Origin of the sequence: Streptomyces sp. NPDC046859 (assembly GCF_040645135.1) — a bacterium.
GTDB lineage: Bacteria > Actinomycetota > Actinomycetes > Streptomycetales > Streptomycetaceae > Streptomyces.
This window is the reverse complement of record NZ_JBEYXR010000008.1, coordinates 200,186-226,149: the sequence shown is the minus strand read 5'-3', so window position 1 is coordinate 226,149 and position 25,964 is coordinate 200,186. Positions and strand designations below refer to the sequence as shown.

Here is a 25,964-nt window from a genome sequence, read left to right as displayed (position 1 = left end):
GTCTCAGCGCCCCGCGCTCCGCAGCCGGTGGGCGAGCCGGCCGATCAGCACCGCGTTGACCAGTCCGGCCAGTGCCACCGCGGTGGAGAAGACCAGCGTGCCCAGCCCGGCGACCGAGGAGTACTCCGCGGGCAGCGACACCGGTACGGCGACGAAGCTGAGCGGGGCCGCGGCCACGAGGGGCCAGATCGCCGCGAACCCCGGGTCCGGCGCCAGGAGCACGGCGTACAGGAAGACGCCCAGCGCCGCCGCGACGAGCGCGCAGTAGCCCCGCGCGAGCCAGTTGTCGACGGCGGGCGCTAGCAGGGACCGCAGCCTTCCGGAGCGGGGACGGACGGAGGGCGCGGGGTCGGGTCTCCTGGTGAGGGCTCCCAGTGCGGCGGCGTTCACGAGGGCGGCCAGCAGGAGCCACCCGCCCCAGAACCCGGTGGCCAGCGCCTCGGCCGCCCCGCCTCCCTCGGTGCCGGGCCCGAAGGGGAGGACCATGGCGAACAGCGAGAGCGGCGCCGTGAGCAGCACCGGGGCCATGGCGAAGGAACTCTCCGGGAAGAGGAACAGGACCGGGATGCTCAGGCCGAACAGGGCCAGATAACCCCGGGCGAGCCGGCTGTCGGTTGCGAGCGCGAGGAGGCGCGGCAGGCGGGGGCGGGGAGAGGTCTGCATCGGAAGGCCCTTCGAGCCGGCGGTACGGGTGGGTGTGAGCACCACAGTGGCCGGGGCGGCTCGTTCAGACATGAGTACAGGTACCCGAGCAGGCACCTGCGCAGATACTCACCGGCCCGACGGAGACCTCCGCCCACACGGTCTTTCCCACGGGCCGCCGGGGCGCCCACCCCCAGCGCACCGCCAGGGCCTCCACGAGGACAAGCCCCCGTCCGGACTCGCCCTCGGGGCACGACGGGGGAGCGGACGCGGGCGGTCGCTTCCCTACGGCGGCGTCGGCGACCTCGATCCGCACGAGGTGCGCCGCCGCGTCCAGGGCGAGCCGGAGCGCGCAGGCCCGCCCCGGGACCCGGCCGTGCAGCACGGCGTTCGCCGCCAGCTCGGCGACGACGAGGGCGACCGCGCACGAGGCGTCCGACGCGGGCGGCCAGCCGCGCTCCTCCATCCACCGGACGGCGAGGCGCCGGGCGCGCCGCGCACCTCGCGGTGTCGGGGCGAACTGCTGGGCGAGCGTGGGGGTTTCTGTCAGCACGGCCGGTCATCCGTCCTTGTCGTACACGAGTCGTCACGTTCCGTGTTCAAGGGTGGTCCGGACGCCCTACGCTCACCAGGTGACGCAGCCTTACTTCTCCACCCGTAAGGAACGGAAGTGACGCCTTGGCCAACGGAATCGACCCCAGCGCGTCGATGGCCGCCCTGTTCGGCGCGCGGGTGCGCCGCCTCCGTACGGCGGCCGGACTGACCCAGGCCGAACTGGGCGAGCGGACGCATGTGGTGAGCACCCGCATCACCCAGATCGAGCGGGCGTCCGGCGCGAAGCCCACGCTGGAACTGGCCCGCGCGCTGGACGCGGCCCTCGGAGCGGACGACCTGCTGGTCGAGCTGTGGCCGTACGTGTACCGGGAGGCGTTCCCGGACTGGTCACGGAAGTTCATGGCCCTCTCGGAACGGGCGGTGGCCGTCCGGCAGTACGCGGCGCATGTGGTGCCAGGTCTGTTGCAGACCGAGGATTACGCGCGGGCGGTGCTGAGCGTGGGCCGAACCCTCGGCGGGCCGGAGCACTTGGAGGAGCGGGTCAGTCTTCGTATGGGGCGGCAGGAACGCCTCAGCAGTGCCAACCGGCCTGAACTCTGGGTGATCCTCGACGAAGCGGTCCTCAGGAGGCCCATCGGAGGGCAGGCGGTGATGCGTGAGCAGTTGGCACGCCTGCTCACGAGGGCTCGCGAAGCCCATGTCACCTTGCAAGTACTGCCGTTCGACCAAGGGGAACACGACGCCATGGGCGGCTCGCTGAGTCTGCTCACCCTGCCGGACGGTTCGGAGGCGGCGTACACGGAGGGCGCGCACTACGGCCAACTCGTCGAGGATCCGGCCGAGGTGAGGCGTTTCGCACTCACCTACGATCGGCTGCGGGCGGCGGCTCTGCCCCCGCTCATGTCCCTGGACATGATCCGATCCGTGATGGAGGACAACCACCGTGGAGCGAAGGTCCCATCCCGATCTGAACGGCGTCGTGTGGCGCAAGAGCAGCTACAGCAATCAGGAAGGGGGAGATTGCGTAGAGGTGGCCGACCGGTTCCCCGAAGCCGCCGTCCCGGTGCGTGACAGCAAGGCCCCCGACGGCCCGGCGCTGTGCTTCGAGGCGGCCTCCTGGTCCGCGTTCATAGGTGCGTTGAAGGCTCGTTGAGGCGACCTCCGGGACCACCGGGCCCTTGTCCGCGAGGGCCCGGCGGGCCGCTGACCTCCTGAAAGAACCGGGGGAAAGAACCACCCGCCCACCCACCCCCCCCGGCCGCGCGGCGCCCCGTCACCCGTCCGGGTGACCGGCTTGCAGGGGCGGGACAGGGGCGGTTACGTTCGCCGCGACAACCGCACAAAGACATCGGCCCCCGGCCGGGACGGCAATCCCGATCGAGGGCCTGACCGATCAGGAAGCAGAGACCTTCCCGATGGCTGACCCTCAGTCTAACGCGCGCCTGCGCGCCGACGCCGGAGCTCCGGCGACCGGCGTGATCCACATCCGCACCCGGCTCACGGCCGACTTCACGGTGCTCTCCAACGCCCTCCTCCAGCGGCGTGGCAGCGCGGTCACCATCGGGGTGGCGGCGTACATCGCGTCCCTGCCCGACGGTTCCCCGGTGAGCATCGCCGCCCTGTGCGCGCACTTCAGCGAGGGCGAGATCCTCATCTCACGGGCGCTGCGGGAGTTGGAGGCGGCCGGATACCTGGAGCGGCGCCGCGAACGGACGCCCACGGGCCAGGTCCGCACCCGGACGTTCTTCTACGGCGTCCCCGCCGGCCGGGACCCGGACGGCCACCCGGACGCGCCCCGCCCCCGGAGGGGCCCGGCACGCGAGACGGCTCCCGGGCGACCGGACGACGTCCCTCCGCCTCCGCCCGCGCCCGCTCTGGCCGACGCGGACCCGCAGGCCGTCGCCGTGCTGTCGTCGTTGCGCCGGGTCGACCCACGCCTGGTCCTGTCCGCTCGGGAGGCTGCCCGGCTGGCGCCCGCCGTCGCCGCGTGGCTGGCGGCCGGGGTCGGGCCACGGGAGATCACCGAGGTGCTGACCGCACGGCTCCCCGAGGAGTTCCGGGCGCGTCCGGCGGGCGTTCTGGCGTTCCGTCTCCGGGAGACACCGCTGCCCGTCCCGCCCCCGCCGCCGCAGTCCCCTCCGCCCGAGCGCCCGGTCGTCCCGCCCCTCCAGACCTGCGACGGCTGCGAACGCGCCTTCCGCGCCCTCGAACCGGGCCGCTGCCGGGACTGCCGGGAGCACGAGGCGGGCCTGACCACGGCCGCCTGAGCAGTCGGGGCCGAGGCGGACGGGCGGCCGTAAGCCCGCCCGCCCTCACGCCGACAGCGTCTTCAGGCGGGAGGCCGCCTCCTGGAGGACCGCCTCCTGCTTGCAGAAGGCGAAGCGGACGAAGGGGGCACCCTGGTCGCGGTGGTCGTAGAAGACCGCGTTCGGGATGGCGACCACCCCGACCCGCTCCGGCAGGGTGCGGCAGAACGCGATGCCGTCGGTCTCGCCCAGCGGGCGGATGTCGGCGGTGATGAAGTAGGTGCCGGCGGGCCGGTACACGGTGAGCCCCGCCTCCTCCAGGCCGGTGGCCAGGATGTTCCGCTTGGCGAGCATGTCCGCCTGGAAGTGCTCGAAGTAGGAGTCGGGGAGCGACAGCGCTTCGGCCACCGCGTACTGGAACGGGCCCGCCGAGACGTACGTCAGGTACTGCTTGGCCGAGCGGACGGCCGTGACCAGGACGGGGGAGGCCGTCACCCAGCCGACCTTCCAGCCCGTGAACGAATACGTCTTGCCCGCCGAACTGATCGTCACCGTCCGCTCCCGCATGCCCGGGAACGAGGCGAGCGGGATGTGCTCGGCGTCGTCGAAGACCAGGTGCTCGTACACCTCGTCGGTCACGACGAGCAGGTCGCGCTCGACGGCCAGCTCGGCGACGGCGGCCAGCTCCGCGCGGGTGAGGACCGTGCCGGTCGGGTTGTGCGGGGTGTTGAGCAGCAGCAGCCGGGTGCGGTCGGTGACGGCGGCCCGCAGCTCGTCCAGGTCCAGCCGGAAGGCGCCGTCGTGCGGGCGCAGGGTGACCGGCACCCGGGTCCCGCCCGCCATGGCGATGCAGGCCGCGTAGGAGTCGTAGTAGGGCTCCAGGGCGACCACCTCGTCGCCGGGCTCCACCAGCGCGAGCAGCGCCGCCGCGATGGCCTCCGTGGCACCCGCGGTCACCAGGACCTCGGTGTCCGGGTCGTACGTGAGGCCGTAGCGCCGCTCCTGGTGCGCGGCGACCGCCGCACGCAGCTCGGGGACGCCGGGGCCCGGCGGGTACTGGTTGCCCCGCCCGTCGCGCAGCGCCCGCACGGCCGCCTCCCGCACCTCCTCGGGCCCGTCGGTGTCCGGGAAGCCCTGCCCGAGGTTGATGGACCCGGTGCTCAGGGCCAGCGCCGACATCTCCGCGAAGATCGTCGTCCCGAACTCGGCGAGCCGGCGGTTCAGCAGGGGGCGCGAGGAGGAGGTCATGCCCGTCATCCTCCGCCCAAGCTCTGGATTTCCTCAACTCTGCTTTGGGCCGGGAGCGGTCCGGGCATCTCCCCCGCACGCACCGAGCGGAGGCGCCCACGGGGGGACGTCCGGGACCGGCTCGGGGGAACGGAAGGAGGCTGACGCCATGGTCACAGGACTTGTCGTGGCGCTGGTCGCGGTGGTGTTCGTCCTGGTCCTCGTGTCCATCGCCCGCAACGCCGGGCGACGGTCGGCGAGCCGGTCGCGCGGGCGGGGACGCAGCTCGTACAGCCGCAGCAGTGGCAGCAACAACAGCTGGTGGGCCGGTGGCGGGGGCGGCGGCACGTCCTGCGGCAGCTCCTCCTCGTCGTCCTGCTCCAGCAGCTCCTCCTGTTCCGGCGGCTCGTCCTGCGGAGGCGGGTCGTCGTGCGGCGGAGGGGGCGGATGCGGTGGCGGGGGCAGCTGACACGGGGCAGCTGAGCTCCACCCAGCAGGGGGAGCCGCATCCACCACGAGCGCGGGGCCGGTGCCTGGACCGGCCCCGCGCTCCGTTTCCCGGGCGCTCCGGCGCGCGCTCCCCCCGCGCAGGCGCACGCCGGAGTTGAACAGTTGAGCTGATAAGCCCTCTGAGGGATGGAAACCCTACGAACTTGGGTAAAAACGCTGTGTCGCCGACACAGTTCATGATTCAGTTAAGTTCACCCACGCAGCCCCTCGGACGTCCCACGGACAGTCATCTGACCGCCGACAGGGCTGACGGGGTCGACGTCCCGGTGCCGGTTGTGCGACGACGGTCGGCACCCCACCTTCCTCCTGCGTGCCAAGCGGAGCCCATCCATGCTCACGACCCTGAACACCGCCTACAGCGACACGCGCGCCACCGACCTGGCCTGGACCCTGGGACGGGAGCCGCTTCCCGCACTGGCCACGCTCGATCTCGAACTCGGCGGCGCGAGCCTCCAGTTGAGACTGCTCGGCGCCTCCCATCAGGTCCTCCTCGAGGAGGATCGGGGGCGCTGTTCGGAGACGGTGGCCTGTATTCCGGGCAGCAGCACCCCCCTCCCGCTCGGCGTGGCCAAGCGCGCGGGCGACTGGGAGTACGAGTTCGCCGCCCGGATGGAGGTGCTGTCGCCGCCCCAGTTCGCGGGCCGCGCCCAGGAGTTGCTCGCGCTGGTCGCCGACCATCCGCACGGTCTGGCCGGCGTGTTCCCCGGCAGCCCGCACGCCTTCACCGCGATGCTGGCCCGCCGCCACGAGGGGCAGGTGCACTGGCGCACCTGGCACGCCTACCCGCAGGACGGCCAGTTGGTGGCGACGCGGACCCGCGTCGGGGTGCGCGTCCCGGCGGGCCCCGGCCGGCCCACGGCGAACCGGCTGCGCCCCTCAGCCCTCCTCGCCGGATAAACCACCCCCGCCCGCGGAGCCGCCAGTTCCACACGTGTGGGTGACGAAGCGTGCCCCGGGCGTAACGTACCGTCGGCAGCGTGATCGAACCGCACGCCCCCGCGCCCCCCGGCACGACGCCCTCCCGGGGCGGCCGGGCGCGGCTGCCGGTCCGGCCGGACACCGGGCGGTTCCTGGTGCTCGCGGGCGTCTTCGTCTGCGCCGCCTGCGGACTCGTGTACGAGCTGGAGCTCGTCGCGCTCGCCTCGTACTTGATCGGCGACTCGGTCACCCAGGCGTCCGTCGTGCTGTCGGTCATGGTCTTCGCCATGGGCATCGGCTCGCTCGCGGCCAAGCGGCTGCGGCCCCGGGCCGCGGCCGGCTTCGGCGCCATCGAGGCGGTCCTCGCGCTGGTCGGCGGGTGCAGCGCCCTCGCCCTGTACGCCGTGTTCGCCTGGACCGGCGACTGGGGCGGCCCCTGGGCGCACGCGCCCCGTGTCCTCCTCGTCGCCTTCTCCCTCGTCATCGGCCTGCTCATCGGGGCCGAGATCCCGCTGCTGATGGAGCTGATCCAGCGCATCCGCCGCCAGGACGCGGGCGGCGCGGTGGCCGACCTGTTCGCGGCGGACTACGTCGGCGCGCTCGTCGGCGGCCTGGCCTTTCCCTTCCTTCTGCTGCCGCTGCTGGGGCAGTTGACGTCGGCCCTGTTCACCGGCGCGGTCAACGCGGTCGTGGGCGCCGCCCTCGTCATCGGGGTGTTCCGCGCCGACCTCAGCCCCCGGGCCCGCCGGGTCCTCCTCGCCGTCAACCTCGCCGTGCTCGGCGTCCTCGCCGCCGCCGCCGTCCTCGTCGACGACTTCGAGCGGGCCGCGCGGCACGCGATGTACGGGCAGGACGTCCGGGTGGCCGTGCGGACGGGCACCCAGGAGGTCGTCATCACCGGCGGCACCGGCGGCCGCCCCCTCGACCTGTTCCTCGACGGCCGGCTCCGGGTCAGCGGCCGCGACGAGGGCCGCTACCACCAGGCGCTGGTGCACCCCGCGATGAGCGGCGGGCACGCGCGCGTGCTGGTCCTCGGCGGCGGCGACGGACTGGCGGCACGCGAGGTGCTGCGCCACCCCGGCGTGCGCCGGGTCGACATCGTCGAGTCCGACCCCGAGCTGGTGCGGCTGGCGCGCGAGGACCCGCCGCTGTCCCGGCTCAACGGGTACGTCTACGGCGACGCCCGCGTCCGCGTCCGGGACTCCGACGCCTTCCACCTGCTGCGGTCGGTGCCGCCGGGCTCGTACGACGTGATCGTCTCCGATCTGCCCGACCCCGGTGTGACGGACAGCGCCGGGCTGTACTCGCAGGAGTTCTACGGCCTCGCCCGCCGCGCCCTCACCCCGAGCGGCCGCCTCGTCGTGCACGCCGGGCCCCTTTCCGCCGACCCCCGCGTCTTCTGGACCGTCGAGGCCACCCTGCGCGCGGCCGGGCTGGGGACCACGCCGTACTCCCTCGCGGTGCGCGACCCGGCGGCGGGTCCGGCGCGGGCGCCGGACGACTGGGGGTTCCTCCTGGCCGGGCGGGACGGCCCGCCGCCGCTGCGGGCGGGGACGGGAGCGCTCACCTGCGAGGGCCTCGCGGCGGGGGCGCGGGCGGCCGAGGCGTCGCGGATCGGCGGGCTGCGGGCGTCGACGCTGGTGCATCCACGCTATTGAGCGGCCCGGGCGGGCATCCGGCCGTCGAATCCCGGGATTGTGTGGGTGCGGTTCACGCCATGCTGGGTAGGCTCGATCGGCATGGAGCATGAGGTGTTCGTTCCGGTCGCGGCCGAGCGGCTCAGGGAGGTGCTGGCCGACCCCGTGCGGGTCGCCCGCGCGGTCCCCGGGCTCCAGCAGGACGCCGGTGCCGAGCCCGTCGCGGGGCGCCTGAAGCTGCGCGTCGGCGGCCACACGATCACCTACCGGGGCGCCGTGCGCGTCTCCGCGCGGGACGACGGCGCGTACGCCGTGGAGGGCGACGCGACCGAGGCGCGCGGGACCGGCTCCGTGAAGCTCGCCCTCACCCTGCGCCTGCGGGACGCCGACGGCGGATCGACGCTCGCCTTCGAGGGCGGCGCGTCCGCGGACGGGCGGATCACGGAGTTCCCGGCCGACGCCGTGCACGGGGCCGTCACCCGGCTGCTGAACCGGTTCGCCGAGCAGCTGGCCGCGGTGGCGGCGGAGTCCGCCGGGCCCGACGCCGCCGGAGAAGGGGTCGAGGAGGCGTTGGCGCCGGGCGAGTTCGAACCCAAGGTGACCAGCGACTTCGAGACGACGCCGGACGCCGAGGACCCACCGGTGCCGGACCCGGCGTCCGTGTTCGACACCGAGGTGCCGCCACCGGCGCTGGACCCGGCGGCCGACACGGAGGCGGACGACGGCGACGAGGCCGGGGACGAGGGGGAGGCGCCCGTCGCGGAGGCCGCGCACGCCCGGCGGACGATGATCGGGCGCAGCGCCGAGGAGGTCGACCACGCCCCGCCGCGCGGCCGGTACGCGCCGGTGCCGCCGGCCCAGTCCCTCGCGCCGAACTCCGCGCTGCGCTGGGCCGCCCCGGCCGCCGCGGTCGTGCTGGCCTCGGCGATCGTGGCCGGCCGGATGCTGCGCCGCCGCCGCTGACGCGCCGGGCGGTCCTGATCGCCCCCGGTAGGGTCGTCCTGTGCGTACCGAACAGATCACGCTGACCGCGGGCGACGCGGAGGTGGACGTGCTGCCGGGCAACGGCGGACGGGTCGGGGGACTGCGCGTCGGCGGGACGGAGCTGCTGCGGCAGGGGGAGCGGTTCGGCTGCTTCCCGATGGTGCCCTGGTGCGGACGGATCCGCGACGGCCGCTTCCGCGACGGCGCCGAGGTACGGCAGATGCCGCTCAACGCGCCGTCCCACGCCATCCACGGCACCGCCCGCGACGGCGCGTGGAAGGTCGCCCGGCACACCGGCGCCGAGGCCGTCCTCACCTACGACCTGGCCGAGCCGTGGCCCTACCGCGGCCGGGTCACCCAGGCCGTCGTGCTCACCCCGGACAGCCTCAGCCTGACCATGTCCGTGGAGACGTACGACGCGTCCTTCCCGGCGCAGCTCGGCTGGCACCCCTGGTTCAACCGCCACCTCGGCGACGGCGGCCAGGGCGTGCGGCTCGACTTCACCCCGGCCTGGCAGGAGGAGCGCGGCGACGACCACCTCCCCACCGGCAACCGGATCGAGCCGGGGCCCGGCCCCTGGGACGACTGCTTCGGGATGCCCGGCGGCGTCGACGTCACCCTCACCTGGCCCGAGCACCTGGAGCTGAAGGTGACCAGCCGCGAGGAGTGGGTCGTCGTGTACGACGAGCAGGAGGCCGCCGTCTGCGTCGAGCCGCAGACCGGTCCGCCCGACGGGCTGAACACCCTCCCCCGCCTGGTCACGCCCCTGGAGCCGCTGGAGGCCACGACCGTCTGGAGCTGGCGGCGCCTCTAAGCTGGGCGGCATGACTGACGTACGTGCGGCACTGCTGCAGCAGATCAAGGACAAGGCCGTGGTGCACGGCAAGGTGACCCTGTCGTCGGGCCTCGAAGCCGACTACTACGTCGACCTGCGGCGCATCACCCTCGACGGCGAGGCGGCCCCGCTGGTCGGGCAGGTACTGCTCGACCTGACCGCCGACCTGGAGTTCGACGCCGTGGGCGGGCTGACCATGGGCGCCGACCCGGTCGCCGCCGCCATGCTGCACGCCGCCGCCGCACGCGGCCGCAGGCTCGACGCGTTCGTCGTCCGCAAGGCCGCCAAGGCGCACGGCCTCCAGCGCCGCGTCGAGGGACCGGACATCGCGGGCCGCCGCGTGCTCGTCGTGGAGGACACGTCCACCACCGGCGGTTCGCCGCTCACCGCCGTCGAGGCCGTGCGCGAGGCGGGCGCCGAGGTCGCCGGTGTCGCGACCATCGTCGACCGCGCCACCGGCGCCGCCGAGAAGATCCGCGAGGGCGCCCAAGTGCCGTACCTGTTCGCGTACTCCAAGGACGAGCTCGGCCTCGACTGACACCCCCCGCCGGACGCGTCCGTCTCGGCTGGTGACAGACGCTCGGAGCATCCCGCTTCGTCTGGAAAGATGGGCGCCGACGACGACGTCACACCCCCAAGGTCTAGGTCAGGGCCGTAAGAAGAAGCCGTACGCAGTACGTCAACCCGCACACTCCAAGGAGCGGACAGATGCCCATCGCAACCCCCGAGATCTACAACGAGATGCTCGACCGGGCGAAGGCAGGCAAGTTCGCCTACCCGGCCATCAACGTGACCTCCTCCCAGACCCTGCACGCGGCCCTGCGCGGTTTCGCGGAGGCGGAGAGCGACGGCATCGTCCAGATCTCCACGGGTGGCGCCGAGTTCCTGGGCGGTCAGTACAAGAAGGACATGGTCACCGGCGCCGTCGCCCTGGCCGAGTTCGCGCACGTCGTCGCCGAGAAGTACCCGGTGCACGTCGCGCTGCACACCGACCACTGCCCCAAGGACAAGCTCGACGGGTTCGTACGGCCGCTCCTGGAGCTCTCCCGGAAGCGCGTCGAGGCCGGTCTGAACCCGCTGTTCCAGTCGCACATGTGGGACGGCTCGGCCGAGACCCTCGCCGACAACCTCGCCATCGCGCAGGAGCTGCTGGAGCAGGCCCGCGCCGCGAAGGTCATCCTCGAGGTGGAGATCACCCCGACCGGTGGCGAGGAGGACGGCGTCTCCCACGAGATCAACGACTCCCTCTACACCACGGTCGAGGACGCGATCCGCACCGCCGAGGCCCTCGGCCTCGGTGAGAAGGGCCGCTACCTGCTCGCCGCGTCCTTCGGCAACGTGCACGGCGTGTACAAGCCGGGCAACGTCGTCCTGCGCCCCGAGCTGCTGAAGGAGCTGAACGAGGGCGTCGCCGCCAAGTTCGGCAAGAGCGCCCCGTTCGACTTCGTCTTCCACGGCGGCTCCGGCTCCACGGAGGAGGAGATCCGCGTCGCGCTGGAGAACGGCGTCGTGAAGATGAACATCGACACCGACACCCAGTACGCGTTCACGCGCCCGGTGGCGGACCACGTGTTCCGCAACTACGACGGCGTCCTGAAGGTCGACGGCGAGGTCGGCAACAAGAAGGCCTACGACCCGCGGACGTGGGGCAAGCTCGCCGAGGCGTCCATGGCCGCGCGCGTGACCCAGGCCTGTTCGCACCTGCGCTCCGTCGGTACGAAGATCAAGTAGTTCTCGTCCCCGCGGGGACCCGCGAGCCCGGCGCCTGCCCTCGGCGCCGGGCTCGCTGTATACCTGGGGATATGCCCGACGTGCGGCTGGCCTCACCACAGGGCCGGTGGATCCTGCTCACCACCGTCCTCGGCTCCAGCATGGCGATGCTGGACTCCACCGTCGTCAACGTCGCCCTGCCGCGCATCGGCCGCGACCTCGACGCCGACCTCGCCGCCCTCCAGTGGACCGTCAACGCGTACATGGTGACGCTGGCCGGGCTGATCCTGCTCGGCGGCTCGCTCGGCGACCGGTACGGGCGGCGCCGGATCTTCGTGGTGGGGGTGGTCTGGTTCGCGGCGGCCTCCCTGCTGTGCGGACTCGCGCCCGGCGTGGAGGTGCTGATCGCCGCCCGTGCCCTGCAGGGCATCGGCGGGGCGCTGCTCACCCCCGGGTCGCTGGCGCTGATCCAGGCGTCCTTCCACCCCGACGACCGGGCGCCCGCGGTCGGCCTGTGGTCCGGGTTCGGGGGGATCGGGGCGGCCGTCGGGCCCTTCCTGGGCGGCTGGCTGGTCGACGGGCCGGGCTGGCGCTGGGTCTTCCTGCTGAACGTCCCGGTGGCGCTGGTGTGCGCGCCGATCGCCGTGCGGCACGTCCCCGAGTCGGGCGACGAGACCCGGCACGGCCGCTTCGACGTGCTCGGGGCCACCCTGGGCGCGCTCTCCCTGGCCCTCGTGACGTACGCGCTGATCGAGGCGCCGACCGGGTCGGCGACGGTGGCGGTGGCCGCGGTGGCGGGCCTGGGCGCCGGGTTCGCCTTCGTACGGGTCGAGCGGCACCGGAGCGATCCGATGATGCCGCCCGACATCTTCCGCTCGCGGCAGTTCACGGCCGTCAACCTGGTCACGCTGTGCGTGTACGCGGCCTTCGGCGGCTTCTTCTTCCTGGCCGCGCTCCAGCTCCAGGTGGTCGCCGGGTACTCGGCGCTCGGCGCCGGTGCGGCCCTGCTGCCGACGACCGGGCTGATGCTGCTGTTCTCGGCGCGCTCGGGCGCCCTCGCGGCCCGGATCGGCCCGCGGGTGCCGCTGACCGTGGGGCCGCTGGTGTGCGCGGCCGGGATGCTGCTGATGCTGCGGGTGGGCCCGGACGCCGTGTACGTCACCGACGTGCTGCCCGCGCTGCTGGTGCTGGGCCTCGGCATGGTCACCCTGGTCGCCCCGCTGACGGCGACCGTCCTCGGGTCCGTCGACACCGCCCGGGCGGGGCTGGCCAGCGGGATCAACAACGCGGCGGCGCGGGCGGCGGGGCTGATCGCGGTGGCCGCGCTGCCGCTGCTGGCCGGGATGGGCGAGGAGGCGTACCGGTCGGCGTCGGCGTTCGACGCCGCGTTCCGGCGGGCCATGCCGATCTGTGCCGGCGTGCTGGTGGTGGGGGCGGTGGTGGCGTTCGCGACGGTGCGGTCGCTGCCGGCGGGGTGCCGGAAGCCGGAGTGCCTCCCGCACGGGGCGGTCACGGCACCGCCGCTGGAGGGGCAGCGGAGCAGCGGGAGGCTGGGGGACGAGTAGGCGTCCCGGGGGCCGTCGCCCCCGGGCCCCGCTTCGGCCCTGGAGGGGCCTTGCGCACGAGCGCCGGACGGGCTGGACGGGGTCCCGGTGGGTGGGATGCGGTCCCGGTGGGCGGGATGCACGACACTGGGGACCATGGCCATTCACGAGAACCTGCTCGGGGGTCCGCCCCCGACCCACCTGCCCGACGACCCGGAGCCCCGCGAGGCGCTCGCGAGCGGTACCGCGCCCTCGGACGTCGCCGCCCGGTACCCGACCTCCTGCCTGGCGTGGGCCCAGCTCGCCGACGAGGCGTTCGAGCGGGGCAGCGTCGTGGAGTCGTACGCCTACGCCCGGACCGGCTACCACCGCGGTCTGGACGCGCTGCGCCGCAACGGCTGGAAGGGCCACGGGCCCGTGCCGTGGGAGCACGAGCCGAACCGGGGCTTCCTGAGGGCCCTGCACGCCCTCGCCCGGGCCGCCGGGGCGATCGGTGAGCAGGAGGAGTACGAGCGCTGCTCGCAGTTCCTGAAGGACTCCTCGCCGACGGCCGCCCAGACCCTGGGCTAGGTCCCGTCCGCTTCTCGTGGGGCCCGACCGGTGTGACCGGGCGGGCCTTGCGAGGTTCCGGGGGCATGGCTGAGGATGCCGGTGGGGACCGGGGCCCCTTTGCCGATAACGGCAGGGCGGACCGCTACCCGGAGTTACACAGGAGACAGCGATGTCCCAGCAGGCTCACCGGCCCGCGGACACCACCGCGGGGACTCAGGAGCCCGAGACCCCGAATCTCGACTTCGCGGGTACGACACCGTACGAGGACTACGTGAAGGCGGACGTCCTCACCCACCTCCAGCACACTCTCTCCGACGATCCCGGAGAGATGGTCTTCCTGGTCACGACCCAGGTCATGGAGCTGTGGTTCACCGTCATCGTCCACGAGTGGGAGACCGCGGCGCGCGCGCTGCGCGAGGACCGCCCCGGTGTGGCGATCGACGCCCTGAAGCGGTCCGTGCGGGAACTGGAGGCCCTGAACGCCTCCTGGACGCCGCTCGGACAGCTCACGCCGGCCCAGTTCAACTCCTACCGCAGCGCCCTCGGCGAGGGCTCCGGCTTCCAGTCCGCGATGTACCGCCGGCTGGAGTTCCTGCTCGGTGAGAAGTCGGCGTCGATGCTGGTCCCGCACCGCGGCGCCCCGCGCGTCCACGCGGAGCTGGAGAAGGCCCTGCACGAGCCGAGCCTCTACGACGAGGTGCTGTCCTTCCTCGCCCGGCGCGGCCACGCCATCCCCGAGGCGGTGCTCACGCGGGACGTCACCCGCCGTTACGAGCCCTCGGAGGCGGTCGAGGCGGTCTGGACGGAGATCTACACGGGCGACCAGAACGCCGAGCTCACCCGTCTGGGCGAGGCGCTCACGGACGTCGCCGAACTGGTGTGGCGCTGGCGCAACGACCACCTGGTCGCCACCCGCCGCGCGATGGGCTCCAAGGCCGGCACCGGCGGCTCGGCCGGGGTGGCCTGGCTGGAGAAGCGCGCCCAGAAGAACGTCTTCCCGGAGCTGTGGACGGCGAGGTCCCGTGTCTGAGCCGAACGAGCTCGCCGCGCGGGCCGAGAAGCTGGACGCCGCCGACGGACTCGCGCACAAGCGCGCCGAGTTCGTCCTGGACGACGTCGTCTACCTCGACGGCAACTCCCTGGGCGCCCTGCCCGCGCACGTCCCCGGCCGGGTCGCGGACGTCGTGCGCCGGCAGTGGGGCGAGCTGCGCATCCGCTCCTGGGAGGAGAGCGGCTGGTGGACCGCGCCGGAGCGGATCGGCGACCGGATCGCCCCGCTGGTCGGCGCGGCGGCCGGGCAGATCGTCGTCGGCGACTCCACCAGCGTCAACGTCTTCAAGGCGCTGGTGGCCGCCGCGCGCATGGCCGGGGACGGCCGCGACGAGATCCTCGTCGACGCCACCACGTTCCCCACCGACGGGTACATCGCCGAGTCGGCGGCCCGGATGACCGGCCGTACGCTGCGGCCCGTGACGCCCGCCGAGGTGCCGGACGCGCTGGGCGCCCGTACGGCCGCCGTGCTGCTCAACCACGTCGACTACCGCACCGGGCGGCTGCACGACCTGCCGTCGCTCACGGCCGCCGTGCGCGCCGCGGGCGCGGTGTCCGTGTGGGACCTGTGCCACAGCGCGGGCGCGCTGCCGGTCGGGCTGGACGAGCACGGCGTGGACCTGGCGGTCGGCTGCACCTACAAGTACCTGAACGGGGGCCCGGGTTCACCGGCGTACCTGTATGTGCGCCATGGTCTCCAGGACCGGTTCGACTCGCCGCTGCCCGGGTGGAACTCGCACGCCGAACCCTTCGGCATGCACCCGGGCTTCACGGCGGCCCCCGGCGCCCTGCGCGGCCGGGTCGGCACCCCCGACATCCTGTCCATGCTCGCCCTGGAGGCGGCCCTGGACGTGTGGGACGGGGTGCCGGTGGAGGCGGTGCGGGCCAAGTCGCTGGCGCTGACGGACTTCTTCCTGGAGTGCGTCGGGGCGTACGCGCCCGCCGGGCGGGTGGAGCCGGTGACACCGGCCGCGCACGCCGAGCGCGGCAGCCAGGTGGCGTTGCGCTGTGCCGACGCCGGGGACGTGATGAAGGAGCTGATCGCGCGGGGCGTGGTCGGCGACTTCCGCCACCCGGACGTGCTGCGCTTCGGCTTCACCCCGCTGTACGTGTCCTTCGCGGACACCGAGCGGGCGGCCCGCGTCCTGGCGGACGTGCTGGGCGGCTAGACCACGAACACCCCCGCCGCGGCGGCGGCGTGCGCGGCGCGTGCGGCGCGCTCCGCGGCGGGGGCGTCCGGGGGCGTCCCGGTCGTCAGCAGCCCGTAGTAGAGGGGCGCCGACACCGCCCGCACGACCGCCCGCGCGTCGGTGCCCGCGGGGAACTCCCCGCGGGCGACGGCCTGCTCGACGCAGGGCGCCCACTCGGCGACCCGCACCTCGTAGAACCGGCGCAGCGCCCCCGCCGTGCGGTCGTCGCACGCCGCCGCCGCGACGACCGCCCGGAAGAGGGGCCCCTGCCGGGGGTCGGACAGGGTGCGCCGCACCAGCGTGGCGTTGGCCCGCAGGTCGCCCAGCGCGGACCCGGTCTCCTCGCGCGGCGAGGACTCCTCGGCCATCTCCGCGAGCAGGTCGGCGACCAGTGCGGTCACCGAGCCCCAGCGCCGGTACACGGTCGTCTTGCCGACCTCCGCCCGGCGGGCGACATCGGCGAGGTCGAGGCCGTGGAACCCGTGTTCCGCCAGCACGTCACCGGTGGCCCGCAGCACGGCCGCGCGGACACGGGCGGTACGCCCTCCGGGACGGACGGTGCCGGGTTCGGCGGACATTTCGGCCTCCTTGGAGCACACGGCGGACGCGGCGCGTCCCGCGCGGCCAGCGTAACGACACCAGGGGACCGTTTGACCCTCACCGTGCGTGACATGCGTGTGTTCGCGCACGTCATCCGCCTGATACCGTCCCCGCCAACGGCCGAGGTGCCCCCTGGTCCGCCACCCCCGCTTCCGTCCAAATCCGTTTCGTCGCTGAGAGGTTGGAGCATGCCGGACGACGTCGCCGCAGCCCGGGACGCCGCCGAGGAGGAGTCGGCCTTCTCGCACCCGCCCGTCGATCCCGACGCCACCGCCTCCTACGGCGCCCACCCCGACCAGATCGTCGACTTCTACGCGCCGCGCGGCACCGACGTGCCCGCCGGACCGGCACCGCTGGTCGTCCTGCTGCACGGCGGCGCCTGGCGGGCCCCGTACGACCGGCGGCACCTCACCCCGTTCGCCGGCTTCCTCGCCCGGCGCGGGTTCGCCGTGGCGAACGTGGAGTACCGGCGGGGCGCCGAAGGGGACGGGACGGACGCCGGGCGCTGGCCGGACACCTTCGACGACGTCGCCGCCGCGCTGGACGCGCTGCCCGCGCTGGCCCGGGAGGCGCTGCCGCAGGCCGACCCGCGCCGGACGGTGCTCGCCGGGCACTCCGCCGGGGGGCACCTTGCCCTGTGGGCGGCCGCCCGGCACGTCCTGCCCGCGGACTCCGCCTGGCGCACCGACGGGCCGCCGCCGCTGCGCGGAGTGGTGGCCCTCGCGCCGATCGCCGACCTCTCCGTCGCCGACAAGCTGGACGTCTGCGGCGGCGCGGTACGCCAGCTCCTCGGCGGCGGACCGGAGTTCGCCGAACGGCAGCCGTACGCCGACCCGGCGCTGCTGCTGCCCACCGGTATCGCGACGACGCTGGTCCAGGGCCGTACCGACATCGTGGTCCCGCAGGCCGTCGCCGAGGCGTACGCGGACGCGGCGGCGAAGGCGGGCGAGGTGGCCGGGCTGACCCTGCTGGAGGACGTCGGGCACTTCCCGCTGATCGACCCGTCGGCGGACGCCTGCGCGGTCGTGGCCGAGGAGATCGCCCAGCTGGCGTGGTGAGCGGGCGGGCCGTGGCCCGCCGCCCCGGCCGTACCCCTCGCGACCTGCGGTGCTCCCCGTAGTACCTGAGATGTACGCGGCAGAACCCGCCTCCATGGGGACGACCGGCTCCCCGCACTGCCCCTACGGTGCTGTACGTGACCGAGACGACCCAGATGCCGCCCCCGCCGCCGGGGGACGCGGGCAAGCAGCGCAGCCCGGAGTACCGGCTGGCCCGCAACGCCCTGCAGGGACTGCGCGAGGACCTGTTCCACGACCCGTTCGCCTACCGCCCGCTGCCGCCCCGGCGGACCGACGGCCTGTTCCTGCGCCGGCTGCCCGCCCGGATGCGCACCGCCGCCGAACGCCTCCCGCACGCCGTGGTCGCGGGGATCGCGCTGTTCACCCTGCTGATCGGCGCCCTGTCCGGCGGCGAGCCCGGCGGCGACGGCAGGGCCCTGCTGGCCGGTCTGCTGTGCGCGCTCCCCGTCGTCACCACGCTGTCCCGGCCCGTCGGCGCGTTCTGGCTGTCCCTCGCGGTGACGCCGGTGACCGCGGTCCTCAACGGCGGCGGGTCGGAATGGCCGTGGATGCCCGGCGCGTTCGTCTGCCACCTCACGGTGCTGGTGGTGGTGGCGCTGCGCACCCGGCCCCGCACCGCCGTCTGGATGTGGGCCGTCACCGCCGTGTACGTCGTCCTCTCGGACGGCGTGGTCGGCGGGTCGTACTACTACTCCAACGGCGCCCCGATGCTGGTGACGTCCGCGTTCGCCCTGCTCGTGGTGTGTCTGCGGCACGTCCGCCAGGCCGCGCAGCAGGAGGTGACCGCCCAGCAGACGGTCACCGCGCAGGAGCGGTCCCGGCGCACCCTGCTGGAGGAGCGCACCACCATCGCCCGCGAGCTGCACGATGTGGTCGCCCACCACATGTCGGTGGTCGCCATCCAGGCCGAGGCCGCGCCCTACCGGGTGGAGAACCCGCCCGAGGAGCTGGAGCGCGCCTTCGCCACGATCCGGGAGAACGCGGTCGCCGCCCTCACCGAGCTGCGCCGCATCCTGGGTGTCGTCCGCGCCGAGGACTACGAGGCCCCGGACGCCCCGCAGCCCACCCTCGCGGACCTGGACGCCCTGCTCGCCAATGTGCGGGAGGCGGGGCTCGACGTGCACAAGACGGTGACCGGCGCGGTCCGCGAGCTGCCGCCCGGCGTGGAGCTGTCCGCGTACCGGATCGTGCAGGAGGCGCTGAGCAACAGCCTGCGGCACGCGCCCGGAGCGAGCGCCGGGGTCGAGGTCGGCTATGTCCTCGGCGGGCTCGGCCTGCGCATAGTCAACGGCCCGCCGCCCGCGCCGGCCCTGGTGAAACCCTCGCCGGGCGCCGGGCACGGCATCACCGGCATGCGGGAGCGGGTCTCCATGCTCAACGGGCGGATGACGGCCGCCGCGACGGACGACGGCGGCTACGAGGTGGCGGTGTTCCTGCCCGTCGAGGCGGCCGCGGAGGACAGCGCATGACCATCCGGGTACTGATCGCCGACGACCAGATGATGGTCCGCGAGGGCTTCTCGGTCCTGCTGAACGCGATGCCGGACATCGAGGTCGTCGGAGAGGCCGTCAACGGCCGCGAGGCGGTGGAGCGGGTTCGCGAGCTGGCCCCGGACGTCGTGCTGATGGACATCCGCATGCCCGAGCTGAACGGCATCGAGGCGACCCGCGAGATCGTCGCCGCGGACGGGGCGGCGAAGGTGCTGGTGCTGACCACCTTCGACCTCGACGAGTACGTGTACCAGGCGCTGCGGGCCGGGGCCTCCGGTTTCCTGCTGAAGGACGCCTCCGCGCGCCAGCTCGCCGACGGGGTGCGTGTGGTGGCCGCCGGGGAGGCGCTGCTCGCCCCGTCGGTCACCCGCCGGCTGATCACCGAGTTCTCCAAGCTGTCGGACGCCCCGCGCGCGATGTCGTCCGCGCACGCGGCGTACGGGGAGCTGACCGAGCGGGAGACGGAGGTGCTGGTGCTGATCGCGCAGGGCCTGTCGAACTCCGAGATCGCCGAGCGGCTCGTGGTCGCCGAGTCCACGATCAAGACCCACGTCAGCCGCATCCTGGTCAAGCTCGGGCTGCGCGACCGTACGCAGGCGGCGGTGTTCGCGTACGAGGCCCGGCTGGTCACACCGGGCTGAGGCCGGCGTCCCGCGGGGCTACGGTGACCCCATGGAACAGCGCGTCACCCTGATCACGCTGGGAGTCTCCGACCTCGCCCGCGCGAAGTCCTTCTACGCGGCGCTGGGGTGGCGGGGGCAGGAGGTCGAGGAGACCGTCTTCTTCCAGGCGGGCGGCCTCGGGCTGGTGCTGTGGAGCCGGGAGAAGCTGGCGCGGGACTGCGGGCTGGAGCCGGGGGAGCCCGGCGGGTTCGGCGGCGTCGTCCTCGCGCACAACGTCCGCTCGCGGGCCGAGGTCGACGCCCTCCTCGCGGCCGTCCCGGACGCGGGCGGGGCGGTCACCAAGCCGGCCGCCGTCAACGTCGTCGGCTTCTACTCCGGGGCCTTCACCGACCCCGACGGGCACCCCTGGGAGGTCGCGCACAACCCGTCCTTCCCGCTGGCCGACGACGGCACGGTCACGCTCCCGGACTTCGGCGCGGCGTAGGGGGGTGTCCCCCTCCGAGGTGTCCCCCTGGAGCCCTGGTCAGAAGGGGGGACGGCGGTCTACCGTCCGTTCATGGCAGCTCCTTCCGACCTCGGTTTCGACCCCTGGGACCCGGCGTTCCTCGCCGACCCGTACCCCGCCTACGCCGAACTGCGAGCCCGGGGCCGGGTGCACTGGTTCGAGCCCACGAACCAGTGGCTGGTGCCGCACCACGCCGACGTCTCGGCGCTGCTGCGCGACCGCCGGCTGGGCCGGACGTACCAGCACCGGTTCACGCACGAGGAGTTCGGGCGCAGCGCGCCGCCGCCGGAGCACGAGCCGTTCCACACCCTCAACGACCACGGCATGCTCGACCTGGAGCCGCCGGACCACACCCGTATCCGGCGTCTGGTGTCGAAGGCGTTCACCCCGCGCACGGTCGAGCGGCTGCGGCCGTACGTGCGCGACCTCGCGGGGGAGCTGGTGGCCGGGCTGGTCGCGCGGGGCGGCGGCGACCTGCTGAAGGAGGTCGCCGAGCCGCTGCCGGTCGCCGTGATCGCGGAGATGCTCGGCATCCCGGAGGCCGACCGCGGGCCGCTGCGCCCCTGGTCGGCGGACATCTGCGGGATGTACGAGCTGAACCCGGCGCAGGAGACGGCCGCGAAGGCGGTCCGCGCCTCGGAGGAGTTCTCCGACTATCTGCGGGAGCTGATCGCGGCCCGCCGCAAGGAACCGGGCGAGGACCTGATCTCCGGGCTGATCGCGGCGCACGACGAGGGCGATCGACTCACCGAGCAGGAGATGATCTCGACGGCGGTCCTGCTGCTCAACGCCGGGCACGAGGCCACGGTGAACGCCACGGTCAACGGCTGGTGGGCGCTGTTCCGCAACCCCGGCCAGCTCGCGGCCCTGCGTGCCGACCACGCGCTGATCCCGTCCGCGATCGAGGAGCTGATGCGCTACGACACCCCGCTCCAGCTCTTCGAGCGCTGGGTGCTGGACGACATCGAGATCGACGGCACCACGATCCCGCGCGGCGCGGAGATCGCGATGCTCTTCGGCTCCGCCAACCACGATCCGGACGTCTTCGCCGACCCGGAGCGCCTGGACCTGACCCGCACGGAGAACCCGCACATCTCCTTCAGCGCGGGTATCCACTACTGCATCGGCGCCCCGCTGGCCCGTATCGAACTGGCGGCGTCGATGACGGCCCTGCTGGAACAGGCCCCCGCCCTGCGGCCGGCCTCGGACCCCCGGCGCAAGCCGAACTTCGTGATCCGGGGCCTGGAGGGCCTGCAGGTCGAGGTGGGCTGATCTCCCGGTGGGCCGGTGCCCGCGTTGTGGCGGAAGGGCGGCCAGGGCGAGGAGGGTGAGGACCGGCCCCCACTCCATCGTCCCGCCCGGCAGCTGGGGCAGGTGGCCGTACGGGGGGAGGTCCAGGACCGTCCGCGGTACGTCCAGGGCGGGGCCGACCCAGCCGATCAGGAGCACCGCGCCGGCGACGCCCCACGCCGCCGTCGCCGCTCGCGGGAGCACCCCGTACAGCAGGGCGTCGACAGCCTCGGCGCGAGCACGCCCGGCGGCCGGCGGCTCGCCGGGACGCTCGCCTTCTTCGAGTACCTGGAAGGAGAGCTCGCCGCCGTCATGGAGCGGTGGCGCGAGCACCGGGCGAAGACCTTCGGCCGCTGAGCGGGCCGGCGCCCGGCTCAGTGCCCCGGCAGGACCAGCCGCAACGCGCCCTCGCCCACCGTCCAGGTGCGGCGGCCCACCGGGCCCGACACCGACGCGTCCGCCCGGTAGCGGAAGTGCGCGCCCGACACGGTGACCGTACGGCCCTCGGCCCGCAGCGGCACCGCGGCCGCGCCCACCGACACACGGTGCACCTCGACCGCGGCGACCCCCGAGGCGCCCGGCGTCACCGACACCGCGTCCACCGGCTCGTCCAGGTCCACCAGCGTGCTCCCGTCGACCTCGATACGCAGCCGGGACGGCCCGGCGGCAGCCCCCGGGGTGCCGCGCGCCGGCACCAGCGTCCGCACGAGCGACTGGCAGGTGCGCAGCCACGGCCGCGCGGGACCCGGGCCCACGGCGGCGGCCCCCACCGGGTCCGCCGGATCGTGCACCGGCGGTATCCGCAGCCCGCCCAGGACCACGCCGTCGCTGTCGTCGACCAGCAGGTCCAGCCGCCGCTCCGCGCCGTCCAGCGCCGCGCGGGCCGCCGCCACCGCGCCCAACGGCACTCCGAGGGACGCGGCCAGCGACAGCGCGCCGCCGACCGGCACCATCGACAGCACGCATTCGGCCAGCTGCCGCTGACGGTGCAGCAGCGACACCGCGCGCAGCAGGGCGCCGTCGTCACCGATCACGACCGGCCGGCGCGTACCGCGCCGAGCCAGGGCCCGGGCGAACTCGTCCGGGTCCTCCGGCAGGCACACCTTGGTCGTCGCACCCGCGCTGAGCACGTCTTTCGCGATCCGCACGGACTCCCCGTCCGTCCTGCGAGCAACCGGATCGATCACCACCAGCAGCTGATCGGACCTCGCGAAAGTCGCCACCTCGGCCATGCCTCGCTTCCTCGGGTAGCATCTTTGTGCAAGAGCCCCTTGCGCTATTGCGCCAGGGGCTTCGTCTATTCCGGGGCATCCGGTCCGACGGTCTGCGGCCGACGAAGGCCGCCGGTGTACCACCCGCACAGGTGCGGCGTACACCCCTGACCTTGGACATGCCCCGCCCGGAAGGGGTGTACGCGCGTGCCCGCACTTGTGCTGCTCGGTGCTCAGTGGGGTGACGAAGGCAAGGGAAAGGCGACGGACCTGCTAGGCGGATCCGTCGACTATGTGGTGCGCTACCAGGGCGGCAACAACGCCGGCCACACGGTAGTCGTGGGTGATCAGAAGTACGCCCTCCACCTGCTCCCTTCCGGAATCCTGTCCCCGGGGTGCACCCCGGTCATCGGCAACGGCGTCGTCGTCGACCCGTCGGTCCTGCTCTCCGAGCTGAGCGGTCTGAACGAGCGAGGCGTCGACACGTCCAAGCTCCTGATCAGTGGTAACGCACACGTCATCACGCCGTACAACGTCACCGTCGACAAGGTGACGGAGCGCTTCCTCGGCAAGCGGAAGATCGGCACCACCGGGCGCGGCATCGGCCCGACCTACGCCGACAAGATCAACCGCGTCGGCATCCGCGTCCAGGACCTGTACGACGAGTCGATCCTGACCCAGAAGGTCGAGGCGGCCCTCGACGTCAAGAACCAGATCCTCACCAAGCTCTACAACCGGCGCGCGATCGCCGTCGACCAGGTCGTCGAGGAGCTGCTGGGCTACGCGGAGAAGCTGCGGCCGTTCGTGGCCGACACCGTCCTGCTGCTCAACCAGGCGCTGGAGGACGGCAAGGTCGTCCTGTTCGAGGGCGGCCAGGGCACCCTGCTGGACATCGACCACGGCACGTACCCCTTCGTGACGTCCAGCAACCCGACCGCGGGCGGCGCCTGCACCGGCGCCGGCGTGGGCCCCACCAAGATCAGCCGGGTGATCGGCATCCTGAAGGCGTACACGACCCGCGTCGGCGCCGGCCCGTTCCCGACCGAGCTGTTCGACGAGGACGGCGAGGCGCTGCGCCGGATCGGCGGCGAGCGGGGCGTCACCACCGGCCGTGACCGGCGCTGCGGCTGGTTCGACGCGGTGATCGCCCGCTACGCGACCCGGGTCAACGGCCTGACCGACTTCTTCCTGACCAAGCTCGACGTCCTCACCGGCTGGGAGCAGATCCCGGTCTGCGTGGCCTACGAGATCGACGGCCGCCGGGTGGAGGAACTGCCGTACTCCCAGTCGGACTTCCACCACGCGAAGCCGGTCTACGAGATGCTGCCCGGCTGGTCCGAGGACATCTCGAAGGCGAAGACCTTCTCCGACCTGCCGAAGAACGCGCAGGCGTACGTCAAGGCGCTGGAGGAGATGTCCGGCGCCCCGATCTCCGCGATCGGCGTGGGCCCGGGCCGGGACGAGACGATCGAGATCAACTCGTTCCTGTAGGACCACACAGGTGAGCGCCCGGCCGGCGATCCCGGCCGGGCGCTCGCGCGTTCAGCCGCTCACTGGGGCGGCGGGCCGGACTCCGCCGGGCGTCCCCCGTGGGTGCCCCGGCGGGTGCCCTCCCGATTCCGCCCTGAGAGCACCCCTCAGCTGAAGACGATCATCGAGCCCTGGGCCAGGCTCCGCGTCGCCGCCGCGTGCAGGCCCAGCCACACGTGCCGTTCGCGGGCGAAGGGGCTCGGGTCGTAGGGCGCCGGGACCGCCGGCTCCTCCAGGGCCGTCGGCGCGAGCGGGGGCTGGGGCGCCGCGGGCGGGTTGGCCGGGTCGATGCCGATGACCTGCGCCACCGCCTCGAGTTCGCGCAGCAGCGACTGCGAGGAGCCCAGCGGGCCGCCGCCCGCGAGGAGGTCGTCGTCGGCGAGCGGGTGCGGGAAGTCGACAGGGACGTAGGCGCCCGCGTGGTCGTAGTGCCAGACCAGATGGGACTGCTGGGCCGTCGACTCGAACATCTCCAGCAACTGCTCGTAGTCGCCGCCGAGTTCGTCGACCGGTGTCACGGGCAGCCCGCACACCTGGAGCAGATAGGCCCGGCGCAGGAAGTGCAGCGCGTCGTAGTCGAAACCGGCGACCGGGGCGACGTCGCCGGACAGGCCCGGCATGTACTGGTACACCGGCACCGGCGGAAGCCCGGCCTCGGCGAGCACCTTGTTGTATTGCGCGAGTTCCTCGGCGAACGGATTGTCGGGGGTGTGGCACAACACGTCGACGAGCGGTACCAGCCACAGGTCACAGGCCAAAAGGGGCTCCTCACACAACGGTCGCACGATGTGGCAAAGACGTAGCACGGTGGTCAGGGAAGGATAATCAGTACCGCTCACGGGCGTCCCGGCCCGTGCAGGTCCCATACCCATACTCCGTCGACCCACCTGCCCGGGGCGTCCACGAGTTGGCGCACGGTCTCCCGCAGCGCGTCGGACGAGTACTCCGGCCGGCTCGGCGCCGTGGACGCCGACGCGCTCCCCACCGTAGGGGCATTGAAGCAGCGGTGGACCCGTCGTCCACGACGACGATCTCCCGGCCGTCCCACGGGGAGCCGGGGGCGTCGAGGTGCCCGGGGACGGTGTCGAGGGTGCGGGCGAGACGGTCCCGTTCGTCGTAGGCGGGGACGACCACGGACAGGGCGGGCACGCCGGAGCCGGGCCGCCGGTCGTCGGTGGACGGTTCCGGCGGGGCCCGCTCATCGCTCATCCGGCCGCCAGCCGCTCGATCAGGGCGAGTGCGTCCCGGTCGTGGTCGGCGACGACGGCGCGGGCCGTGGCCAGGTCCCGGTGGGCCAGGGCGTCGGTCAACTCGATGTGACGGGCCCACAGATGCCCGCGCAGATCGTGCAGCCGGCGCAGGTGCTGAACCGTGCAGACCCAGGCCTGCACCCGCAGCCGGTGCAGGAAGTCGGCGAGGTACGGGTTGCCGAACAGGGCGCCCAGTTCCCGCCAGAACCGAAGGTCGTAGCCGACGAGCACGGTGAGGTCGCCGGCGGTGGCGGCCCGCTGCGCCTCCTCGGCGCGGCGGCGCACCCCCGCGACGGCGGCGGCCACGCGGGGGTCGTCCGGATCGCGGCGGCCCGTCATGTCGCGGTCCAGGACCTGGAACATGCCCTCGATGACCAGGGCGCGGGCCTCGACGATGCCGCGGTGGTCGTCGACGGAGTACTCGTGCACCCGGAAACCGCGGTGCTGGTCGGCCTCCAGCAGTCCCTGCGCGGAGAGGTCGACCAGGGCCTCGCGGACGGGGGTGGCGGAGACGCCGTACTGCTCGGCGATCTCCTTCACGGTGAACTCCCGTCCCGCCTGGAGCCGGCCGGCCAGCACCTCGTCCCGCAGGGCGTCCGCGAGCTGCTGCCGCAGGGTGCTCCGCGTCACGGAGCCGGTGCCGCCGATCCCGGCCATGGTCAGGGCGTCTCCCGTCGTCGCGATGAGGTGGGCGTGCACGTGTCCGAGTGCACGTACATGTCTACGAGCACGCCACCTTACGCGCTCGGCTTCCGCGGGAGTTTTCGTGACGGCACCTTCCGTGCC

The 25,964-nt window shown here is 73.6% G+C and carries 28 protein-coding genes and 1 pseudogene; 20 read left to right on the top strand and 9 right to left on the bottom strand.

Annotation, left to right across the window (positions count from 1 at the left end):
* Positions 1-3: 3 nt before the first annotated feature.
* Positions 4-663, bottom strand: a complete 660-nt coding sequence (locus tag ABZ899_RS15095) for a hypothetical protein (RefSeq protein ID WP_361345600.1) — start codon at positions 661-663, stop codon at positions 4-6.
* Between the two features lie 64 nt (positions 664-727).
* Positions 728-1,195: an ATP-binding protein gene (locus tag ABZ899_RS15090; RefSeq protein WP_361345598.1), complete on the bottom strand. Its 468-nt coding sequence runs from the start codon at positions 1,193-1,195 to the stop codon at positions 728-730.
* 155 nt (positions 1,196-1,350) lie between these two features.
* Between ABZ899_RS15090 and ABZ899_RS15085 the strand changes: the two genes are divergently transcribed.
* The 3 genes from ABZ899_RS15085 to ABZ899_RS15075 all read left to right on the top strand — a co-directional run bounded on the left by ABZ899_RS15085 (position 1,351) and on the right by ABZ899_RS15075 (position 3,464).
* A complete protein-coding gene (locus ABZ899_RS15085; RefSeq protein ID WP_361345798.1) occupies positions 1,351-2,268 on the top strand; it encodes a helix-turn-helix transcriptional regulator in 918 nt (305 codons plus the stop codon).
* Complete coding sequence (locus tag ABZ899_RS15080) at positions 2,228-2,350, top strand: DUF397 domain-containing protein (protein WP_361345596.1); 123 nt, start codon at positions 2,228-2,230, stop codon at positions 2,348-2,350. Before ABZ899_RS15085 ends, ABZ899_RS15080 begins: the two co-directional genes overlap by 41 nt.
* Positions 2,351-2,612: 262 nt before the next feature.
* Positions 2,613-3,464, top strand: a complete 852-nt coding sequence (locus ABZ899_RS15075) for a hypothetical protein (protein WP_361345594.1) — start codon at positions 2,613-2,615, stop codon at positions 3,462-3,464.
* Between the two features lie 45 nt (positions 3,465-3,509).
* Here ABZ899_RS15075 and ABZ899_RS15070 read toward each other — a convergent pair whose 3' ends face one another.
* Positions 3,510-4,700: a pyridoxal phosphate-dependent aminotransferase gene (locus ABZ899_RS15070; protein ID WP_361345592.1), complete on the bottom strand. Its 1,191-nt coding sequence runs from the start codon at positions 4,698-4,700 to the stop codon at positions 3,510-3,512.
* A 139-nt stretch (positions 4,701-4,839) separates the two neighbouring features.
* Here ABZ899_RS15070 and ABZ899_RS15065 point away from each other — a divergent pair, with 139 nt between their 5' ends.
* The 11 genes from ABZ899_RS15065 (at position 4,840) to kynU (ending at position 15,579) form a co-directional block, all read left to right on the top strand.
* On the top strand, positions 4,840-5,139 hold the full coding sequence (locus ABZ899_RS15065) for a hypothetical protein (protein ID WP_361345590.1): 300 nt from the start codon (positions 4,840-4,842) through the stop codon (positions 5,137-5,139).
* A 371-nt stretch (positions 5,140-5,510) separates the two neighbouring features.
* Positions 5,511-6,077 carry a DUF2617 family protein gene (locus ABZ899_RS15060; protein WP_361345588.1) on the top strand — a complete coding sequence of 189 codons (567 nt, stop codon included), beginning with the start codon at positions 5,511-5,513 and terminating at the stop codon, positions 6,075-6,077.
* An 80-nt stretch (positions 6,078-6,157) separates the two neighbouring features.
* Positions 6,158-7,756 carry a polyamine aminopropyltransferase gene (locus ABZ899_RS15055; RefSeq protein ID WP_361345586.1) on the top strand — a complete coding sequence of 533 codons (1,599 nt, stop codon included), beginning with the start codon at positions 6,158-6,160 and terminating at the stop codon, positions 7,754-7,756.
* Positions 7,757-7,837: 81 nt separating this feature from the next.
* A complete protein-coding gene (locus ABZ899_RS15050) occupies positions 7,838-8,698 on the top strand; it encodes an SRPBCC domain-containing protein (RefSeq protein WP_361345584.1) in 861 nt (286 codons plus the stop codon).
* Positions 8,699-8,738: 40 nt separating this feature from the next.
* Positions 8,739-9,533, top strand: coding sequence for an aldose 1-epimerase (locus ABZ899_RS15045; RefSeq protein WP_361345582.1), 795 nt, complete (start codon positions 8,739-8,741; stop codon positions 9,531-9,533).
* A gap of 10 nt (positions 9,534-9,543) precedes the next feature.
* On the top strand, positions 9,544-10,092 hold the full coding sequence (pyrE, locus tag ABZ899_RS15040; protein WP_361345580.1) for an orotate phosphoribosyltransferase: 549 nt from the start codon (positions 9,544-9,546) through the stop codon (positions 10,090-10,092).
* 170 nt (positions 10,093-10,262) lie between these two features.
* Complete coding sequence (gene fbaA, locus ABZ899_RS15035) at positions 10,263-11,285, top strand: class II fructose-bisphosphate aldolase (RefSeq protein WP_361345578.1); 1,023 nt, start codon at positions 10,263-10,265, stop codon at positions 11,283-11,285.
* Positions 11,286-11,356: 71 nt separating this feature from the next.
* Positions 11,357-12,829, top strand: a complete 1,473-nt coding sequence (locus ABZ899_RS15030; protein WP_361345577.1) for an MFS transporter — start codon at positions 11,357-11,359, stop codon at positions 12,827-12,829.
* A 135-nt stretch (positions 12,830-12,964) separates the two neighbouring features.
* Positions 12,965-13,378, top strand: a complete 414-nt coding sequence (locus ABZ899_RS15025; RefSeq protein ID WP_361345576.1) for a DUF3151 domain-containing protein — start codon at positions 12,965-12,967, stop codon at positions 13,376-13,378.
* A 151-nt stretch (positions 13,379-13,529) separates the two neighbouring features.
* Complete coding sequence (locus tag ABZ899_RS15020) at positions 13,530-14,390, top strand: tryptophan 2,3-dioxygenase family protein (RefSeq protein WP_361345575.1); 861 nt, start codon at positions 13,530-13,532, stop codon at positions 14,388-14,390.
* The gene (gene kynU, locus ABZ899_RS15015) at positions 14,383-15,579 is read left to right on the top strand and encodes a kynureninase (RefSeq protein WP_361345573.1); all 1,197 of its coding nucleotides are present in this window, start codon (positions 14,383-14,385) and stop codon (positions 15,577-15,579) included. Before ABZ899_RS15020 ends, kynU begins: the two co-directional genes overlap by 8 nt.
* Here the strand turns inward: kynU and ABZ899_RS15010 are convergent.
* Positions 15,576-16,178 (bottom strand): TetR/AcrR family transcriptional regulator, encoded by a 603-nt coding sequence (locus ABZ899_RS15010; protein ID WP_361345571.1) that lies wholly within the window; start codon positions 16,176-16,178, stop codon positions 15,576-15,578. The two genes, kynU and ABZ899_RS15010, sit on opposite strands and share 4 nt — an antisense overlap.
* A gap of 210 nt (positions 16,179-16,388) precedes the next feature.
* Here ABZ899_RS15010 and ABZ899_RS15005 point away from each other — a divergent pair, with 210 nt between their 5' ends.
* The 5 genes from ABZ899_RS15005 to ABZ899_RS14985 all read left to right on the top strand — a co-directional run bounded on the left by ABZ899_RS15005 (position 16,389) and on the right by ABZ899_RS14985 (position 21,169).
* On the top strand, positions 16,389-17,258 hold the full coding sequence (locus ABZ899_RS15005; protein ID WP_361345569.1) for an alpha/beta hydrolase: 870 nt from the start codon (positions 16,389-16,391) through the stop codon (positions 17,256-17,258).
* Positions 17,259-17,413: 155 nt separating this feature from the next.
* Complete coding sequence (locus tag ABZ899_RS15000) at positions 17,414-18,748, top strand: histidine kinase (RefSeq protein ID WP_361345796.1); 1,335 nt, start codon at positions 17,414-17,416, stop codon at positions 18,746-18,748.
* The gene (locus ABZ899_RS14995) at positions 18,745-19,410 is read left to right on the top strand and encodes a response regulator transcription factor (RefSeq protein ID WP_062673638.1); all 666 of its coding nucleotides are present in this window, start codon (positions 18,745-18,747) and stop codon (positions 19,408-19,410) included. The genes ABZ899_RS15000 and ABZ899_RS14995 overlap by 4 nt, the downstream gene beginning before the upstream one ends.
* Before the next feature lie 31 nt (positions 19,411-19,441).
* On the top strand, positions 19,442-19,876 hold the full coding sequence (locus tag ABZ899_RS14990; protein ID WP_361345567.1) for a VOC family protein: 435 nt from the start codon (positions 19,442-19,444) through the stop codon (positions 19,874-19,876).
* A gap of 72 nt (positions 19,877-19,948) precedes the next feature.
* Positions 19,949-21,169, top strand: a complete 1,221-nt coding sequence (locus ABZ899_RS14985; protein ID WP_361345565.1) for a cytochrome P450 — start codon at positions 19,949-19,951, stop codon at positions 21,167-21,169.
* A 36-nt stretch (positions 21,170-21,205) separates the two neighbouring features.
* Here the strand turns inward: ABZ899_RS14985 and ABZ899_RS14980 are convergent.
* Positions 21,206-21,403: pseudogene (locus tag ABZ899_RS14980) on the bottom strand (ABC transporter permease); the annotation flags it as partial.
* 158 nt (positions 21,404-21,561) lie between these two features.
* Positions 21,562-22,419, bottom strand: coding sequence for a diacylglycerol kinase family protein (locus ABZ899_RS14975; protein ID WP_361345563.1), 858 nt, complete (start codon positions 22,417-22,419; stop codon positions 21,562-21,564).
* Positions 22,420-22,605: 186 nt separating this feature from the next.
* Here ABZ899_RS14975 and ABZ899_RS14970 point away from each other — a divergent pair, with 186 nt between their 5' ends.
* Positions 22,606-23,889 (top strand): adenylosuccinate synthase, encoded by a 1,284-nt coding sequence (locus ABZ899_RS14970; RefSeq protein WP_361345561.1) that lies wholly within the window; start codon positions 22,606-22,608, stop codon positions 23,887-23,889.
* Positions 23,890-24,035: 146 nt separating this feature from the next.
* Here the strand turns inward: ABZ899_RS14970 and ABZ899_RS14965 are convergent, their stop codons facing one another.
* The 3 genes from ABZ899_RS14965 to ABZ899_RS14955 form a co-directional block, all read right to left on the bottom strand.
* Positions 24,036-24,686 (bottom strand): hypothetical protein, encoded by a 651-nt coding sequence (locus tag ABZ899_RS14965; RefSeq protein WP_108707958.1) that lies wholly within the window; start codon positions 24,684-24,686, stop codon positions 24,036-24,038.
* A 67-nt stretch (positions 24,687-24,753) separates the two neighbouring features.
* Positions 24,754-25,137: a glycosyltransferase gene (locus tag ABZ899_RS14960; protein ID WP_361345559.1), complete on the bottom strand. Its 384-nt coding sequence runs from the start codon at positions 25,135-25,137 to the stop codon at positions 24,754-24,756.
* Positions 25,134-25,835 carry a GntR family transcriptional regulator gene (locus ABZ899_RS14955; protein ID WP_361345794.1) on the bottom strand — a complete coding sequence of 234 codons (702 nt, stop codon included), beginning with the start codon at positions 25,833-25,835 and terminating at the stop codon, positions 25,134-25,136. The genes ABZ899_RS14960 and ABZ899_RS14955 overlap by 4 nt, the downstream gene beginning before the upstream one ends.
* Positions 25,836-25,964: the final 129 nt, after the last annotated feature.